The sequence below is a fragment of the Arthrobacter sp. W4I7 genome, assembly GCF_030816215.1.
Classification (GTDB): domain Bacteria; phylum Actinomycetota; class Actinomycetes; order Actinomycetales; family Micrococcaceae; genus Arthrobacter; species Arthrobacter siccitolerans_A.
On record NZ_JAUSXU010000001.1, the window covers coordinates 3,347,816 to 3,363,750 of the forward strand.

Consider the following 15,935-nt stretch of genomic DNA (forward strand, 5'->3'; position numbering starts at 1 on the left):
AAACCTGCTGGCGCACCGGGCAGGGCCCTGCCCGAGGAGCCGGACACCGAGTGGCTAGTGCACGGCTCGGTCTGCGTTCACCCGGCCGTGCACCCAGTCGGAGCCGATGACGCCAACTGCGTCGGTGGTGGATTCGACCTTTTCGCGAACGAGCGAGTTGGTGAGGGTGGGGTGGGCGTTCCAGGCGAGGGCAACGACGGCCGCGACGATCGGTGAGGACATTGACGTGCCGCTGCTGATGTCATAACCCAAAGAACGGTTGTCTTGCCTCGCAAGAACAAACTTGTGGTTGGGGAAGGTGGAGTAGACGCCAACACCCGGCGCTGCGACATCCACCCACGTGCCAAAAGTGGAGAACGACGCCTTCTTGTCGTTGTTGTCCGTTGCCCCCACGGCAATGACCTTGGGGTACGCGGCCGGATACATCATGGTCTGGTTACCGCCGTTGCCGGCTGCGGCAACGAGCACCACACCCGCGCTCCAGGCATTATTGACCGCAGTTTCCAGAGTGGTTGACGCGCCGACTACGAGGCTCATGCTGATAACCTTCGCGCCACTGCCGACCGCCCAGTTGATGCCGTTCGCCAGGCCTGAGCTGGACCCCATCCCGGTGTCGCTGAGGATTTTGCCGGCCAGGATGGTGCAGCGCGGGCAAACCCCGGCCACGCCAATGCCGTTGCCCTCGGCTGCAGCGATGATGCCGGCGACGTGTGTGCCGTGGCCGTAGTTGTCCTCGTTGTTTCTCGACGTAGTGAAGTTGGCCCGTGCAACAACGTTCGGACTGATGTCGGGGTTGTCGGTTGCGACGCCGGAATCGAGGACAGCAACTCCTATCCCGCCGCCCTTTGTAACGTCCCAGGCTTCGACGGCGTCCACGTCGGCGTCAGCTGTGCCCTTGGCAACAGTCACTGTACCGGCGGTGTTCGTGAACGGTTCGCCTGTGTTGTCCAGGGCGTACTGGCTCGGGAAGTAGGTGTCGTTTGAGGCCGGAGTGACCACATAGTCCGGTTCCGCATATTCAACCGCCGGGTTCCGGCTCAGGGCTTCGACGAGCTGCAATTCCTTCCCCGCCGGCACCGTGATGAGGTGGGCACCGGTGCTGCCGACGCCGGGCCCGTCGCTGAGCCCGTGTGGGCGGAGGACACCCGCGGCCACGGCGTTGTCGCGGAACTTCACGAGGATCTGCCCCGCCGTAATGGAGGGGTCGGGGGCTGCGTTGCCCGGGACGACGGCGCCCAGCAGGGTGCCAACAACCATGACAAAAGCGGCGAAGCCGGCCAGCACGAGTTTTTTCATGGGGTCATCTTCTGCGTCCGGGCAATGGCTGGATAGGGGGAAAGCCCCTAAAGTCCCGCAGCTGCCGCACGGGCGGTGAGCACCGCCGTCGTACTTGCGCGTGGGGGGGAAGATGACGGCGGGCCTTGCCTCCCGCCGTCGTCCAGCCCCAGAGGTTCCAGGACGCGGGGGTTAGCTGATTTGCATGTTCTTCCACCATTGGGCGGTGATGGCAATGCCGAGCGCGGAGACCGGAACGCAGAGGAAAAGCTGCAGCGGGCTGACCGTTTCGGCGGCCGCCGCGCCACCCATGCCCATCCATAGCCCGGGCGCCGCGTAGGGAAACCAGGCTCCGGCTCCGAACGCCGTCACCACCTGGGTGATGACCACCAGCAGAACCAGTGCGCCGACGCCGGGGAGATAGCCGCGGGCAACGCTGGCCACCACGGCGAGAGGACAAGCCAGCAGGGCTGCCAGGGCGCCGGCACACCATGCCTTGCCCGCGACTGCCAGATCCTCCGGACCGGGCACGCCCAGGCCGATGAGGCCGCCGGCAAGAAAGGCAACCACGAGGCTCACCAGGCACAGCAGCAGGGCCCAAAGAAGGATCACCGTAAACTTCGCGGAGACAAGCCGCAGCCGGCTGACCGGCAGGGCAAACAGACAGGCCTCGGTTTTTTCGGTGAACTCGCGCCCGAAACACCAACAGACCACGAAGCCGATGCCCATCAGCGCCCCGACGGACAGGAGCATTCCCACCATCGCCAGGTACCCGGCCCAGCCGGTGCCGGTCAGCATGGCTGCGGCTTTGAGGCCGATCTGGCTGGACCCGTCGGAGGTCGCGGCAACCATGAAGGCGGCTGCGAGCACCGGCAGGGCGATGCCGATCAGGATGGACACCGTCCGTACCACCGGCGCCCGGCGGAATTTCAGGGCCTCGAATTCCATGGCCTGCCCGGAAGCGCTCATGGCTGCTCCTGCTCCTGGATGTCGGACTGCAGCACCAGGTCGAAGAACAGGCGTTCAAGGTCCAAGGTCCCGGGCTGCAGGGTGCCGATGATTCTTCCCTGGTGAAGCACGCTGATCCTGTCTGCCATCCGTGCCACTTCATCAAGGTGGTGGCTGGAGACCAGGATGGCGGCGCCCCTGTCCCGGGATGCCTCCTGGAGCAGCCGGCGGAGAACGATGACACCGCGGGGGTCCAGTGCGTTGGTCGGCTCGTCCAGGACCAGGACGTCCGGTGCATGGACCAAGGCGGCAGCCAGGCCTACGCGCTGCCGGTTTCCCAGCGACAGCGTCCCGGCACGCCGGGACGCAAATTGTTCCAGACCCAGATCAGACAATGCCCGTTCCGCGGCAGAGCCGGCGGCCGCACGGTCCATTCCATGCAGCCGGGCCGAGGAATAGACGTTCTCCCTGGCGGTCAGCTCCGGGTAAGCGAACGGGGTCTCCAGCATCTGCCCGACCCGCGACCACACCTGTGTCCCCGCACCGGATACCGGGAACCCCGTGAGGTGAGCCGAGCCGCGGTCCGGTGTGAGCATGCCCAGCAGGATCCGCATCAGCGTCGTCTTTCCGGCACCGTTCAACCCGACCAGGGCGTGGATTTCCGACGGCGCCACGTCCAGGGACACGTCCTGCAGGACGGGGAATCCGCCCAAGGCCTTCGTTATCCGCTCCGCCCTGATGGCCGCCGGCGTCTTCATCGAACTCCCGTCGCCATCCCGCTTGACCCGCCCATGAGGGCCAGGGCCACACTCATCGGATCTGTTCGAGAACCCGCTTGAGGTTCTGAAGATTCTTTGGGAGCTGCCTCCTGGCCGTGAACCGGGCGATGCTGGGGATGAAGAACCTGCCTATGCCGTGGCCTTCAAAGTCCATGTCGACGGTGACCTGCGACCCGGCGCCGTCCCGCACGGGTTCGATTGTGCCGTGGGCATGACGGGCTACCTCAATGCTCTGACGGATCGGTTTCATTGTTCTTCCTTGAACGGTTCGATCGTGCCCCTGCAGCGATTTTAACGCCGCGAGCTGCAAACGGCCCGTCCCTAGACCGCGCCGGGCACTTGCCCTATCGTTGGGGAACCGATCAGAGTCGACCGGAAGCTCCGCACTGGAGGTGCATGATGGGCATCATTTCGTCCGGTTTTCATGGCAAACGGCACGGCGGCAATCGTGCGGTACCGCCAGGCCAATACGAGACGGCGAGTTTTCCGGTCCTGAGTGCCGGACCTGCACCCCACATCCCCACGGAGGACTGGGAATTCTTCATCACCACTGAAGCCGGTCGGCGCCATGCCTGGTCGTGGGATGAATTCATGGACCTTCCGCAGGTTGATATCCCCTCCGACATCCATTGCGTGACCAGCTGGTCCAAGCTGGGCACCACGTGGCGCGGAGTATCCCTGGACACGTTGTTCGAGGAGGTGGAAACAAGTTGCGAGTACACGACGGCCCACTCCTACGGCGGCTACACGACCAATGTCCCGTTAGCGGATCTCTTGGGCGGCCGGTCCTGGGTGGTTTGGGAATTCGACGGTGAGCCGCTGGAGCGCGCCCACGGCGGCCCCGCCCGGCTGCTCGTGCCGCACTTGTACTTCTGGAAGAGCGCAAAGTGGGTCAACGGCCTTGAACTGACGGCGAACGATATCCCGGGCTTCTGGGAATCCAACGGGTACCACCTCCACGGCGACCCGTGGCGTGAAGAGCGGTATTCATGAGGCGGGACCCGTGAGCGGGCTGTGGCGCGTCGCCGAAGTGGTGAGCCACGCGCCCGAATCGGAAACGGCCAGAACGATAGGCCTCCGGGTTGATGGTTTGATGGGCAACCTCGCCGGACAGCACATCGATATCCGCCTCACGGCAGACGACGGTTATTCGGCCGTCCGCTCCTACTCCGTGGCGACGGCCGGCATGCATGAGCTTCTGGAGATTACCGTGGACGAATTGCCTGACGGTGAAGTCTCCCCCTATCTGGTCAGGGATGTTGCCATCGGCGACCAGCTGGAGATCCGTGGCCCTGTCGGCGGCTGGTTCGTCTGGCGGCCGACGGACACGAACCCGGTGCAACTGATCGCCGGCGGATCCGGCATCGTGCCGCTGATGTCCATGATCCGCGCGCATGAGGCTTCGGAAAACCCGTCCCAGTTCCGGCTGCTGTATTCGCTCAAGTCACCCGCGGCGGGGTTCTACCGCGAGGAGCTGCTCACCCTGAGCCGGGAATCCCCCAAATTGACTGTCGACTACGTCTACACACGCGAAGTGCCCTCAGGCTGGCAGGCCGCACCGAAACGGCTCACGGCGGAGGTCCTCCTGGCGAGCATCCTGCCGCCGGACCCTGCACCCGACACCTTCATTTGTGGCCAGACAGTATTCGTCGAAACAGTCGCAGAATGGCTGGTCCAGGCTGGCTATCCCGCCGCCTCGATCAAGACTGAACGCTTCGGCGGAACGGGAGGAACCCAGTGACCGGCAAACACGCTTCCCCGGGAGCCGAGAACCCGGGCCGTGAGGACCGGGACATCGCCGGCAGTGAGCACAACCCGATCCCCCACCTCGATGGAAACGCGGCGGCAGGGCCGCTGTGGGAAGTGTTCCGCATCGATATCGTCGCGGCGATCGGACGGTGCAAGCACTGCGGCGCGGTCCGGGCCTTCGCGGAGGCAAAGGTCTACGCCGACGCCCCGGGCATTGTGGTGCGCTGCAGTTCCTGCGAGGGCGTCCTGTTGCGCCTGGTGGAGACTCCCACCCAGTTCTGGCTCGACGTCAGCGGGCTCAGCTACCTGCAGATCGACCGCGAGGGCTAGGAGTTCCCCCGGGATTCCGTCGCCGGGCCAGCAGCAACGTTTGGAAGGACGACGGCGGGACTGCATTCCGCCGTCGTCCTTCCTGTCGTCCGCCAACCAGGCCCTACGGGTGCACCAGCACCTTCACCGCGGTGTCCTTGTGGTTGATGAGGGTGTCGAAGCCCTGCTCCACCAGGTCCTCCAGCGCGATCCGGCCCGTGATGAACGGCTTGAGGTCCACCTTGCCCTCCTGCACCATCTTGATCACGGCGGGGTGGTCGCGGACGTAGGCGATGGTGCCGCGCAGGTCGATCTCCTTGAGCACCAGCTTCTGCATGTCCACGGTGGCGGGCGCGCCCCAGATGGACACGTTGACCACCACGGCGCCCGGCCGGACGGCGTCGAGCATGGTGTCCAGCACCGCGTTCACGCCGGCACATTCGAACGCGACGTCGGCCCCCGCCCCGCCGGTGAGCTCCCGCACCCGGGCCGGAACGTCCTCCTTGCTCGGGTCCAGCACGTGGTCCGCCACCCCGCTGGACGTGGCCTTCTCCTTGCGCGCCTGGGTGAGCTCGCTGATGATCGTGGTCACCCCCATGCCCTTAAGGACCGCGGCGGTGAGCAGCCCGATCGGACCGGACCCGCCCACCGGCGCCGTGTCGCCGGCCTTCACGCCGCTGCGCGCCACCGCGTGGTGCGCCACGGACAGCGGCTCGATCTGCGCCGCCTCATCCAGCGGAATGTCCCCGATGGGGTGCACCCACCGCTGGTCCACCACGATCTTCTCGTTCAGCCCACCCCCGCCGCCGGACAGCCCGATGAAGCCCATCTGCCGGCACAGGTGGTAGCTGCCGGCCTGGCACATGTCACAGTCGCCGTCCACAAAGTAGGGTTCGACGACGACGTTGTCCCCCTTCGCCATGCCCGTCACCCCTTCGCCGACTTCAGAGACAGTCCCGGAGAATTCGTGCCCCAGGGTCACCGGGGATTCCTCGTGGGAGAGCGGGTGCGGATGACCGGGCGCCGGGCAGAAGATGTGGCCTTCCAGGAACTCGTGCAGGTCGGTGCCGCAGATGCCGCACCACGCGACGTCGATCTTCACCGCCCCTGCCCGGAGTACCGGCTCAGGGATGTCCTCGACGCGGATGTCCGTGCGGGCGTGGAAACGTGCTGCCTTCATGGTGATCCTTCCTTTCAGCGGGTGTGGTGGCTGGGCTGCAGTTCGTACACCGGCGTCTCCAGCCCCTCCATCCGGGCCTTGAGCTGCAGCGCCAGCTAGGAGGAGTAGTGCCGGCTCTGGTGCAGGTTGCCGCCGTGGATCCAGAGGTTGGGGACGTTGGTTGGTTTCCACATATTGCGCAACTCCCCCTCCCACGGACCAGGGTCTTTTGGCGTGTCTGACCCGTATCCCCAGCATTTGCGCCCACGTCGATGTAGTAGCCGGAGCCCCGCCGCAGGTACTTCACGAACAATCCGGACCCGTCCACGCCGAAGTCCAAGTCGAACCCGGCGGCCTCCAGCTGCGAGTAGAACTGCGCGTCCCGTGTGGCCATCTCCTGGTACACGGGCACCTGCGCCTCGGGCAGGATCCGGTACGGCAGGGACGCGAAGAGCAGGTCGGCCTTCTCCGTGGTGACGCCGTTGGCCAATGCCTTCTCCGAGTACAGGTCCCCCAGCGCCAGGTCCATTAGCGACTCGCTGCGGGCGATGTGCGTGGAGGAGCGCTGGACCATGGTGACGTCGGCGCCGTGCTCCCAGAGGTCGGCGCAGATGTCGTGCGCTGAGTTGTTGGAGCCGATCACAACCGCTTTCTTCCCGGTCCAGTCCCCGCCCCCCGGGTGCTGGGAGGAGTGCCGTTGCTCCCCCAGGAAGGACTGCGCGCCGTCGAAGGCGGGGATGTTCGGGTAGCCGGAGACGCGCAGGGCGAACACGAGCTGCTGGGGCCGGAGGGTCACCGGCGACCCATCGCGGACTACACGGACCACCCACTCCTGGGTGCCGTCGTCGTACTCGGCTCCCACGCACTCGGTGCCGCCCCAGTAGTTCAGCTCCATGATCCGGGTGTAGTGCTCCAGCCAATCGCCGATCTTGTCCTTGGCGGCGAAGACGGGCCAGTCGTCCGGGAACTTCAGGTAGGGCAGGTGGTCGTACCAGACGGGGTCGTGCAGGTGCAGGGACTTGTAGCGGTTCCGCCAGGAGTCGCCCGGGTTCTGGTTCTTCTCTATCACGATGGTGGGGACGCCCAGGCGCCGCAGCCGCGCCACGAGGCCGATGCCGCCCTGCCCGCCGCCGATGATGCCGCGCCTCACGCTCCTCCTTCTGTTCCAGCCAGGAGCGCCGGCCCTTGATGATCTCGTGCGCCACGCTCTTCTCGCGGCGCACGCCCTTCTTCTCCTCGAAGCCTTTCAGCTCCTGCATGGTGGTGAGCAGCGTCCAGCATTTGCCGTTCCGCAGCCGGAGGTGGCCGTAGCCTCGGGCGGTGCCGGTCTCGAACGTGATCCAGGCTTCCACGGTCCCGTCGGGGCCGGTGCTGCCGGTGGCGTCCTCCGCGAGCGCCCAGTTGGTGGGCTGCACGTGGTCCAACGTGGCCTGGAGCATGCGGATGTCCGCCTTGCCTTCCAGGGTCTTCAGGTTCCACGTGAACGCCACGAAGTCGCGCCAGTAGCTGCCCTCCTCGAAGAGGTCCAGCGCGCGTCCACGTCGCGGCGCTGCAGTGCGCCGTCCAGACTGGCCAGCCAGGCCTGCGCGGCAGTGGTGGGTGTTTCGGTCATCTCCACTCCTTTGTGTGCGGTCCCTCAGGTGGTCCCGGCGGCCCCGTCCCGCCGGGGTCCCTGCGGTATGCTGAGGCGGGCGTGAGCTGCATCACTATTGGAACGCGGTGGGGGTAACAAGCGCGTTACACGGGCACTGCCGGCAAGGACGCCGGCGGTGAGGAGGAGACGGTGGACTACGGCCTGAGGTTTTCGGACCCGGCGAAGTACGCGCGTGCCCTGCGCCGGGCGCACGAGCTCGTCATCGCCGGTGTGCCGCGCCCCCGGCCCGCCGCGGTGTTTGCTGACGGGAGCCGGGTGCCGCTGACACTGCGCCGGGCGGAGATCCTGGCGCTGCTGGACTCCCGCTCGCGGGGCTGGAGCGCCGACGAATTGGCGTATGAGCTGCACGGCGACGCCGGCACGCCGCAGGCCATCCGGACGGAGATGTTCCGGGTCCGGTCGATGCTGGGTGATGCGGTGGAGTCGAACCCGTACCGGCTGGCTGCGGGGCTGGCCGGGTGTTCGGATTCGGCGCAGGTGCTGCGGCTGCTCAGGGAAGGACGTGTGGCCGAGGCGCTGAAGGCGTACACCGCTCCCCTGCTCAGCCGGTCCGGAGTCCTGGCCGTGCAGCTGCTGCGGGACCAGCTGGACATGACTGTTGGTTCGGCGGTGCGGGGCAGCGGGGACGCCAACTTCCTCGTCCGATGGTTGTCCACGGATATGGGGTGTGCCGACGCGGAGGGTGTGAAAGTGCTGGGACAGCTGGTGGGCCGCGATGATCCCCGGTATTCGGCGTTCCGCGCTTCCTCGGCGTTCTGTGGGTGAGCGTGGCCGCGCAAATCTGATCTCGACGCCGTGATCGCACACTCTCCGATCGGCTCACAAAACTAGAGGCCCTCAGGAACGGAACCGGCGGGACGGCAGCACTCCGGTGCTGTCGTACCGCTTTTTCTGTGTCCGGGTCAGATCACCCGCCTGAGGGCCCAATCCAGGCGCTGAAGTCGCCCCTTCTCCCTTCGCCGCGCTGGTCGTCGTCCTTGCCACACCGGCGACAGCGTCTATAGACGGCTCCGTCCTCGGCGTGTTCGAGATGCCATTCGTGCCGCATGTTCAGCTTGCACAGCAGGGCCTGGATCATGACAGCCTCCGATCAGCATCGCAGCGCTCTGTACTTCCAATCATGGCCCTGGCGCGGGCCCGGCGGAACTGGCAGTTTTGGGCTTATCCAACAGGTGTGGGCACAGGCTTCAAAACCGGAGCCGGGGACAGCAGCGTCTCCACCAGGTGCGGGGCGAAGTCCTCCTCCAGCGAAAGGACCACACGGCACCGCGCGCCCTTCACCGCCGGGTAGCCCGCGAACAGGCCGCGCACACCTCGCCAACACCGTTCTCCCCATGCACCCACGGCGACTCGCCGCCAAACGAACCAACAAGAGGATTATGCGCGCCAACAGCCACCGGCACGGAAGCGGCCCCAGCCAAAGAAGCAGATCCAAAGTATTCCGGGCACCAACCGCGGCACTCACATTGCCGCTGACCGTCCCAATGCCCACCATGGAAGCAAACGGGGAGGCGAGCAGGTAGGCCAGGGCGAGGGTGTCGTCGATGCCGGTGTCGCAGTCGAGGTAAACGGGGCAGTCACAATAAGTTCCTTCGAAACAGATAGAGGGGTTAGACGGTCTCGCCCTTGGGGGCGGCGACGAAGAGGCTGACGATGAATGCGGCGGCGGTGATGCCCACCGAGATCCAGAGGGCTGTGGCGTACCCGGCGGCGGTGGCCTGCGCGGCGAACGGCGCCACCACCACGACGCCGAGGCTCGCCCCGATCCCGAACGACGCACCGTTAATGCCGGGCAGCGCCGCCGGGGCCTCCTTTGGCGAGAGCAGCACCGAGAGCCCGTTGATGGCGGTACGGAAGAAGCCGTTGTAGAAGATCCCCAGGCAGGCAACGGCCACAAACACCGCCACGGGGCTGGACGAAAACACGGCGGCCACCACGGCGAACGCCAGGCTCTGTGACCTCCCCAGCCGCAACATACGCACCCACCCCGCATCACACAGGGTGGGTGGACGCGAACGTGCCGAACGCCGTTGTCTTGACCGGAGACGTGAATGGCAACTGAGCCAACGACGTCAAAGTCGGCCACAAGGACCCGGCTTCGCCAGTGGTGAGCACGGAGTTGGTGTGGACGTCCATCACGTCATCGGCAACGGCTCACAAAACTCGCCACAGACAGGGCAAGGGCCTTGAACCCGCACCCAAGTCCTACAACGACAACCGGCTATGTAAACTCCTGTATCACCCCGGACGCCATCACCGCTGCCTAACGGACACCGGACTACGACATGACGCCGGGGTCTCCCGTCCGCACGAAGTCGTCCTTCGCGGTGTAGGACGGAGTGCCGGGGTTAGGGGCGCGGCAGGCTGCCTTCTTGGGCGCAATACCGACCGCCCTGTGGGGAGGCCAGCAGGGCCAGTTACTGGAAGTATCGGTGACCGACACATCTTTCGTGGGTGCAGTTGAGCGATGACGCACCCTATTCGCCCAGGGTTTAGCCCGGTCAGGTCAACAGACCGCGGCGCCATACGACATCTTGGAAGAGGTGTGTGGCGCGCACTGCTTCCTGGGGCAATCGGGCCCCGTCCGACAGGAGTGCTGCTGCATCTGTCCGCAGTGCCAAAGGGAGCCAGGTACTAAGTGCAACGGCCCGCTCGACGTCGACGGAGGGCTGCCCATACTGGGGTACTCCGGCCGACAGCAGCAGCCTGTACAGACCACCAGCTGGTCGGACCGGCGGCAACCCTTGAGAGATTGCAAGCTTAGAAGCGGATGCAGGGAAACGCAGACCGTCAGCGTCGACGTCACCGAAGTATGTGACCGCACCGACGCCCGGCAAGTCCTCAATGGAAAGCACGGAGGATTCAAAGGCGGCCCCGGCACCCCATGCGACGTATCCGACCAGGCCAGGGTCCGCGGTTAGAACGCGGGTTAAAGTGTCGAAGGAGTCAGAGTTCTCGACGACGAGCAGCACTGGGCCTCCCCCGACACGTCGAGTAGCCAACGGTGGGCGGGCACGGAACGTCCGCAGCAGGTTCAGGGTAAGCCGGCCGGGAGCGAACAGCGATGTCGAGAGCATCCGATCCAGCTGCTTTTCGTGCCCAAAAAGCTCCAACGATCGCTCACGCAGCGGGGCGATGTCGTCGTCACGGCCGCGGTCACGCAACCAACTATTGACTGCCTGCAGCAAGCTCACTTGGCCAATAGTTACCCTTACCGCGGGCACCCAAGCCAACTCGGGACGCCACGGCACGGCCTTGGCCAGGATCGCGGCTGATTCGGTCGGTGCTGCGGCGGGCAATGTGACTCTGGTCGGCAGCGCAGGGGCCGCGGTCGTGTCGCGGCTCTTCGACGGCTTCAACACGCCGGCTGCAGCAAGCGCGTCGAGGGTGGCGGCAAGATCCGCGCGCCGGGACGGCTGGCTGGCTCCGGCCGGGTCGGCAGCGGCGAACAGCATCCAGAGCTGTTCCAGCGTCACAGTGCGTGCCGGCCACTCCTCCAGCGCTGCGGCGAGCCTGCTGGCGCGAGGTGTCAGGTACGTGGTTGCGCTGGTCATGTCGGTCGCCGGTAGACTCGGGCGGCGGTGACGGTGCCCGATTCGCCCAAGGTGTCGGGGCGGGCCGCTGAGGCGGCCTCCTCGTGGCTGTATGGGTCCGGCAGGTGCCGGCGGACGACCTCGGCGACGCGGATGTGCTTGAGACCGGCGCGCAGGTCGGCGTCGTTGCGCATCCGCACCCATAGTGGAAAAGCCGCCAGGGCGCGGTCGTCGAAGATTCCGGTGGTGTAGACCAACTGCACGCCCAGCGCAGCCGCTACGCCCTGCTGGAGGTCCAGCAGGTACTCGGCACTGGCCTTGCCGATCGGGTTGTCCAGGAACAGCACCCCGGAGTGCCGGATCCGTAGATGCCCCCGCTCGTTGGCGCGCAGCGCGGCCATAGTGCAGTACAGCACGATGGCCGCGGTAAGCTCCTGCCCACCGGAGAATACGTCGTTCATCTGCTCGATCGACACCCGCTCGTCGCGCAGCACCGAGTCGGGTTTCAAGACTTCGACGGTGAACCCTTTCGGCACGGCGGCGTCGACCGCGGCCAGAAGCAGCGCGAAGGCGTCCCGCTTGGGTGCACTGCCCCGCGTGCCCGGAACACGTGCGGCGGTGGCCGCGGCCATAGTGTCTACAACCTCGCCGACTCGGGCCGCGAGCAAGCTGGCGTCGGGGTCGCTGAATCGGATACGGAGGAACTCCTTGCCGGTCCAGTCCCCCAGCCCCTCGGGCAGCTTCGACAGCCGGGTGGCGGTCCGGAGGGTCCTGAGGGCGCCGTCGACCAGGCCAGCAAGTCGGTTCACGATCAGCCGACGGTGACGGGCGGCGGACTCCAGATCGGTGGTCAGGGACGCCAGCCGCTGGGTCAGGGAGGTGGCGAATTCTGCAGCGCGGGCGGCCAGCTGATCGCGGTCCAGCATGAGGAGGGAGCGGCGGGCGGTGTCGGTCATCGCCTCAAATCGGGTGTTGTTGGCAAACAGTTGCACATCATCGACCCGCCGGCCGACCTCCGCTCGTGAAATGGCCTCCGCCCCGCGGGTCGTCCGCAGCTCGCGGCGGACGTCGGTGGCCGAGGAGGCGGCCTCTTCGGCAGCCCCTGGGAACGGCGTCGCCGGGGAGGCGGGGAGGCCATCATCGGCAACGTCATCCAAGAGGGTCTCCAGCGGGGTGGCGACCTCACCGAACGCACGGGCCGCTTCTGTGGCCGCATCGAGCTGCCGCTGGAGGTCGGCGGCCTGCTCGCCAGCCCGGTCCAGCTCCTCCTGCGCGCCCCGCTGGTCGGCTTGGGCCGTGATTATCAGCTCTCGGCCGTGGGCGACGTCCCGGGGGCGGCGGTCCTCGGGCAGGACGGTCCACGTGTTGCGGTCGGCTTCGCCTGGGGTGGCGGCCTCCAGCTGGGTGCGGAGCTTGGCTGCCAGCGCGAGTGCCTCGTCGTAGGCGGTGCCCTGTCGTCTACGTTCCCTCTCTACGCGCGCAGCGGCGGCCGCCCGCCCGGCGGGGTCGGCGCCATCTGGGCTGGCCAGCAGCTGCTCGGCTCGGGCTATGACCGCCGGCATAGGCCCGGAGATCGCGGCGCGGGCCCGGGCGGCGGCGGTCTCCGCGATCTGCACCTCGGTGCGAAGATCCTGCCCGACCTCGACGGACCGGTACACCGCGAGCGCCGCATCGTAGGCGTTCCGGAGCTCGGCCAGCGGCTCGTCGGGCACGCCTGCGGCCACCTCTCCGGTGGAGGAGGTGACGGTGCCAAGTTCGGCACGGTGACGCTCGGCACGGTCGCGGTCGTTCTCAGCGGCGCGCGCCGCCTCCTCCACCAGGCTCATTTCCCGGTTGCGGTCCTCCTCCAGCCGGGTAGCCTCGGCATCGGCGGTGGTGGCGGCCTCCTCCAGTTCGGGTAGCCGGCGCTGCTGGTCGTCGGCCTCGGCGACCTTCTCGGCGAGGCGGCACAGGTCGCCGGCCCGATCGGCAGCGGATCGTTCGGCGTCGCGCAGATCGGGCAGTGCGCCGGCCAGTTCCGCGCGTCGTTGTTCGGCGGCGGCCGCTGCCGCGGTGGCGGCGCGAGTCCCCTTCCCGGTCTCGGTGACCTCGGCAGTGGCCTTCTCCAGGGCCTCGGTGAGCTCCTCGAGTCGACCGGGTGGGCACGTCCGCCGCCAGGAGGTCAATTCGGCCAGCACGTCCCGCCGCTCAGCCAGCGTTGCCTCCCGGCTGGCAATCTCGACACCGCGCTCGGCCATCACCGGGCGCAGCTGCACCCGCCGGTCGGCGGCCGCGTCCACGTCGAACAGCGCCGGCGTAGGCTCGACGACGAATTGCTCCCCTGCGCCGGTCGCCGCTATGGCCGGCTGGAGCAGGCCGGCACCGCTGCCAACGGCGACCGCGGCGGCCGGCAGTAGCCGGGCCGCGGTCAGTGTTTTCCGCGCGGCGGGCAGCGCACTCGGATCGACGAGCACCACTCCGTCGGCAAGCTCCGGATGGGCCTCCACCAGCCCGGCCCGGTCGGCTGCCGGCACACTCTCGGCGAGGTAGCGCCAGCCGGCGTGGGCGGCCAAGCCGGCCCCGCGGAGCACCCTCACCGCGTCCTCTACGTCCGCCCGCGGCGGCAGCAAACCTCCGTCGCCGAGCGCGTCGAGCAGCCGCTGGTCATGCCGCTGGTTGTCCTTGACCGCGGCGAGTGCGTCCTCTGCGGCGTCGATGTCGGCGCGCAACGCATCGGCGACGGCCTCGGCGTTGCTGTCCAGAGCCGGAACAAGGGCGGTGTCCAGGCCGAGGATCCGCTGCACATGCTCCTGCCCGGCGAGGATCTCGACGCGGTCGAGCACATGCTGCAGGACCGTCTCCGCGGCCCGGCACTGGGCCTCGGCGTCGCGCAGGGCAGCCGTGGCCTCGGTGGCCTCCCGGCCGAGGGTGCGGGCGGTGCCCTCGGCGGACGCGAGCTCCTCGCCGATCACGCGGAGCCGCTCGGCGGCGTTACCCGCAGCTTCGACGGACTGGGCGGCCGTCTCGGACACGGCGCTGTTGGCGGTCATCAGCCCGGCGGCGACGGCCGCGTCGACTGCGGCCCGGGCAGCGGCCAGGACCTGCCGCGCGACGCGGACCTCACTGCGCCGCCGTTCTGCGGTCAGCAACGCGGCGGTCCGCTTCCCGTCGATCTCGGCACCGCTGTTCTTATGTGCATCTGCCTGCTTGTCGTGCGTGGCCTGCGCTGCCCGGGCCGAGAACACCTCCGCGTGCAGCTTGGCCAGCAGCCGGGCGGCGGCGTCGTCGCGGGCGGCGAGTGCGGGGCGGGCAGCCTGTTCGGCTTCTGCCAGCCGGTGGGCGTACTCGGCGGCACGGGCGGCGGCATTGTCGCGCTCCTCGACCAGATCGACGGTAGCCCATGCGGCCAGCTCATCTGCGGCGGTGTCCCTCGCCCGGCCGGCCGCCGCCTGAGCAGCTTCGGCGTCGGTCACCTGCAGCGCCAAGGTCTGCCTGCGGATCTCGTTGGTGGTGTCACGGGCCCGGTCCCGGTCGGCCACCCGGGCGCTCGCCGTGGCGGCGGCCTCGCTGTTTGCAGCCTGCAACTGGTCGACGGCCGCGTTCTCCGCGTCGACGCGCGCCTGCACCGCGGTTAGCAGTCTGATCGCGAACTGTTCCGTGTCGCGGCGGGCAGCTGTTGCCTCGCCCAGCGCCCCGAACGCCATCGCGGCCGGGGTGAGGGTGGCCACGGCACCCGTGACAAACTCCTGCTCGAGCAGCAACATCTGCCGATCGCCGACAGTGGTGGCGTAGCTGTCGAAGTTCTCCGCGGTGGTGACGGCATCCTCCGCGTCCAGCGCGGTGCGCAGCAGCCATTCGACGAAGTCCTTGCTGGACTTGAATTTGAATGCGCTGGCCGCGTCGCCCTCGTCGGCGTTCATTCGTCGCTGAATGGCGAAGAGGTCCGGTTCGATGCCTAGCGCCCGCAGGTGCCCGGCCCAGTCCCCCACCTGGTCCCCGGCCCAGGTCAGCTGGGTAGCCGGGACTGTGCGGTCGAACTCGACCAGCACGTCGCGGAATCCGTCGAGGCGGACGTGGCGCCCATCTCGGACGAACGGAAGGGTGTCCAAGCTCACTACATCGTTAGGGCGCATCGCCCACCACGCCTCGGCAAGCCGGCTGCCATCGGCGGCGCGGGTGCGGCGCCACTGCATCGTTTTGCCGGTTATCATCCGCTCACCGGTTTGCACGTGCATCCACTCCAGGGCTACGTGCGCGGGGTCCTCGCCGAGGACGAACTTCTCCATCGCCGAGGCCGACCCGCCGACGGCATTACGCCGGCCGGGCAGCACCACGCTGAACAGCAGCCGCAACAGCACGCTCTTCCCGCCGCCGTTCTCCAGCATCAGCAGGCTGTACGGGCTGGGCCGGCGCGGTGGGTCGGCGAACAGGTTGCCCTGGCCGCCGACGACAGCGCCGGCGCCGGACATATCGAGGGTGACATCGCTGAAGCGGGCGCCGCGGGGCCCGACGCTGAACAGTCGCATCCGGTTGAGCTCGTACATGGGCGC

Annotated in this window: 11 protein-coding genes and 3 pseudogenes; 4 read left to right on the plus strand and 10 right to left on the minus strand. The window is 67.6% G+C overall.

Annotation, left to right across the window (positions count from 1 at the left end; translation table 11 throughout):
- Nucleotides 1-54 precede the first annotated feature (54 nt).
- The 4 genes from QF047_RS15190 to QF047_RS15205 form a co-directional block, all read right to left on the minus strand.
- Nucleotides 55-1,296, minus strand: a complete 1,242-nt coding sequence (locus QF047_RS15190) for a S8 family serine peptidase (protein WP_307278699.1) — start codon at nt 1,294-1,296, stop codon at nt 55-57.
- Nucleotides 1,297-1,467: 171 nt separating this feature from the next.
- Complete coding sequence (locus tag QF047_RS15195; protein WP_307278702.1) at nt 1,468-2,244, minus strand: ABC transporter permease; 777 nt, start codon at nt 2,242-2,244, stop codon at nt 1,468-1,470.
- Nucleotides 2,241-2,981, minus strand: a complete 741-nt coding sequence (locus tag QF047_RS15200) for an ABC transporter ATP-binding protein (protein WP_307278705.1) — start codon at nt 2,979-2,981, stop codon at nt 2,241-2,243. Before QF047_RS15200 ends, QF047_RS15195 begins: the two co-directional genes overlap by 4 nt.
- A 52-nt stretch (nt 2,982-3,033) precedes the next feature.
- On the minus strand, nt 3,034-3,252 hold the full coding sequence (locus QF047_RS15205; RefSeq protein WP_307278708.1) for a hypothetical protein: 219 nt from the start codon (nt 3,250-3,252) through the stop codon (nt 3,034-3,036).
- A gap of 149 nt (nt 3,253-3,401) precedes the next feature.
- On the opposite strand from QF047_RS15205, the gene QF047_RS15210 reads away from it, so the two are divergent.
- Genes QF047_RS15210 through QF047_RS15220 form a run of 3 tightly spaced genes read left to right on the plus strand, consistent with a single transcriptional unit; the run spans nt 3,402 to nt 5,081 of the window.
- Complete coding sequence (locus QF047_RS15210; RefSeq protein WP_307281981.1) at nt 3,402-3,995, plus strand: sulfite oxidase-like oxidoreductase; 594 nt, start codon at nt 3,402-3,404, stop codon at nt 3,993-3,995.
- A 10-nt stretch (nt 3,996-4,005) separates the two neighbouring features.
- The gene (locus tag QF047_RS15215; protein ID WP_307278711.1) at nt 4,006-4,743 is read left to right on the plus strand and encodes a ferredoxin reductase; all 738 of its coding nucleotides are present in this window, start codon (nt 4,006-4,008) and stop codon (nt 4,741-4,743) included.
- Complete coding sequence (locus tag QF047_RS15220; RefSeq protein WP_307278714.1) at nt 4,740-5,081, plus strand: DUF6510 family protein; 342 nt, start codon at nt 4,740-4,742, stop codon at nt 5,079-5,081. The genes QF047_RS15215 and QF047_RS15220 overlap by 4 nt, the downstream gene beginning before the upstream one ends.
- Before the next feature lie 103 nt (nt 5,082-5,184).
- Here the strand turns inward: QF047_RS15220 and QF047_RS15225 are convergent, their stop codons facing one another.
- Nucleotides 5,185-6,240: a 2,3-butanediol dehydrogenase gene (locus tag QF047_RS15225; protein ID WP_307278717.1), complete on the minus strand. Its 1,056-nt coding sequence runs from the start codon at nt 6,238-6,240 to the stop codon at nt 5,185-5,187.
- A 14-nt stretch (nt 6,241-6,254) separates the two neighbouring features.
- Nucleotides 6,255-7,831: pseudogene (locus QF047_RS15230) on the minus strand (NAD(P)-binding domain-containing protein).
- Nucleotides 7,832-8,002: 171 nt separating this feature from the next.
- Here QF047_RS15230 and QF047_RS15235 point away from each other — a divergent pair.
- Nucleotides 8,003-8,638 carry a hypothetical protein gene (locus QF047_RS15235; protein WP_307278720.1) on the plus strand — a complete coding sequence of 212 codons (636 nt, stop codon included), beginning with the start codon at nt 8,003-8,005 and terminating at the stop codon, nt 8,636-8,638.
- 530 nt (nt 8,639-9,168) lie between these two features.
- On the opposite strand, the pseudogene QF047_RS15240 reads toward QF047_RS15235, so the two are convergent.
- The 4 genes and pseudogenes from QF047_RS15240 to QF047_RS15255 form a co-directional block, all read right to left on the minus strand.
- Nucleotides 9,169-9,476 (minus strand): annotated as a pseudogene (locus QF047_RS15240) (nucleoside hydrolase); the annotation flags it as partial.
- A gap of 7 nt (nt 9,477-9,483) precedes the next feature.
- Nucleotides 9,484-9,837, minus strand: a pseudogene (locus QF047_RS15245) (MFS transporter); the annotation flags it as partial.
- A gap of 537 nt (nt 9,838-10,374) precedes the next feature.
- Nucleotides 10,375-11,427, minus strand: coding sequence for a Wadjet anti-phage system protein JetD domain-containing protein (locus QF047_RS15250; protein ID WP_307278723.1), 1,053 nt, complete (start codon nt 11,425-11,427; stop codon nt 10,375-10,377).
- Nucleotides 11,424-15,929, minus strand: a complete 4,506-nt coding sequence (locus QF047_RS15255; protein ID WP_307278725.1) for a hypothetical protein — start codon at nt 15,927-15,929, stop codon at nt 11,424-11,426. Before QF047_RS15255 ends, QF047_RS15250 begins: the two co-directional genes overlap by 4 nt.
- Nucleotides 15,930-15,935: the final 6 nt, after the last annotated feature.

Coding starts and splice junctions, on each gene's coding strand:
- QF047_RS15200 (WP_307278705.1), bottom strand. CDS start 2,981: ATGAAGACGCCGGCGGCCATCAGGGCGGAGCGGATAACGAAGGCCTTG.
- QF047_RS15205 (WP_307278708.1), bottom strand. CDS start 3,252: ATGAAACCGATCCGTCAGAGCATTGAGGTAGCCCGTCATGCCCACGGC.
- QF047_RS15190 (WP_307278699.1), bottom strand. CDS start 1,296: ATGAAAAAACTCGTGCTGGCCGGCTTCGCCGCTTTTGTCATGGTTGTT.
- QF047_RS15255 (WP_307278725.1), bottom strand. CDS start 15,929: ATGTACGAGCTCAACCGGATGCGACTGTTCAGCGTCGGGCCCCGCGGC.
- QF047_RS15210 (WP_307281981.1), top strand. CDS start 3,402: ATGGGCATCATTTCGTCCGGTTTTCATGGCAAACGGCACGGCGGCAAT.
- QF047_RS15195 (WP_307278702.1), bottom strand. CDS start 2,244: ATGAGCGCTTCCGGGCAGGCCATGGAATTCGAGGCCCTGAAATTCCGC.
- QF047_RS15225 (WP_307278717.1), bottom strand. CDS start 6,240: ATGAAGGCAGCACGTTTCCACGCCCGCACGGACATCCGCGTCGAGGAC.
- QF047_RS15250 (WP_307278723.1), bottom strand. CDS start 11,427: ATGACCAGCGCAACCACGTACCTGACACCTCGCGCCAGCAGGCTCGCC.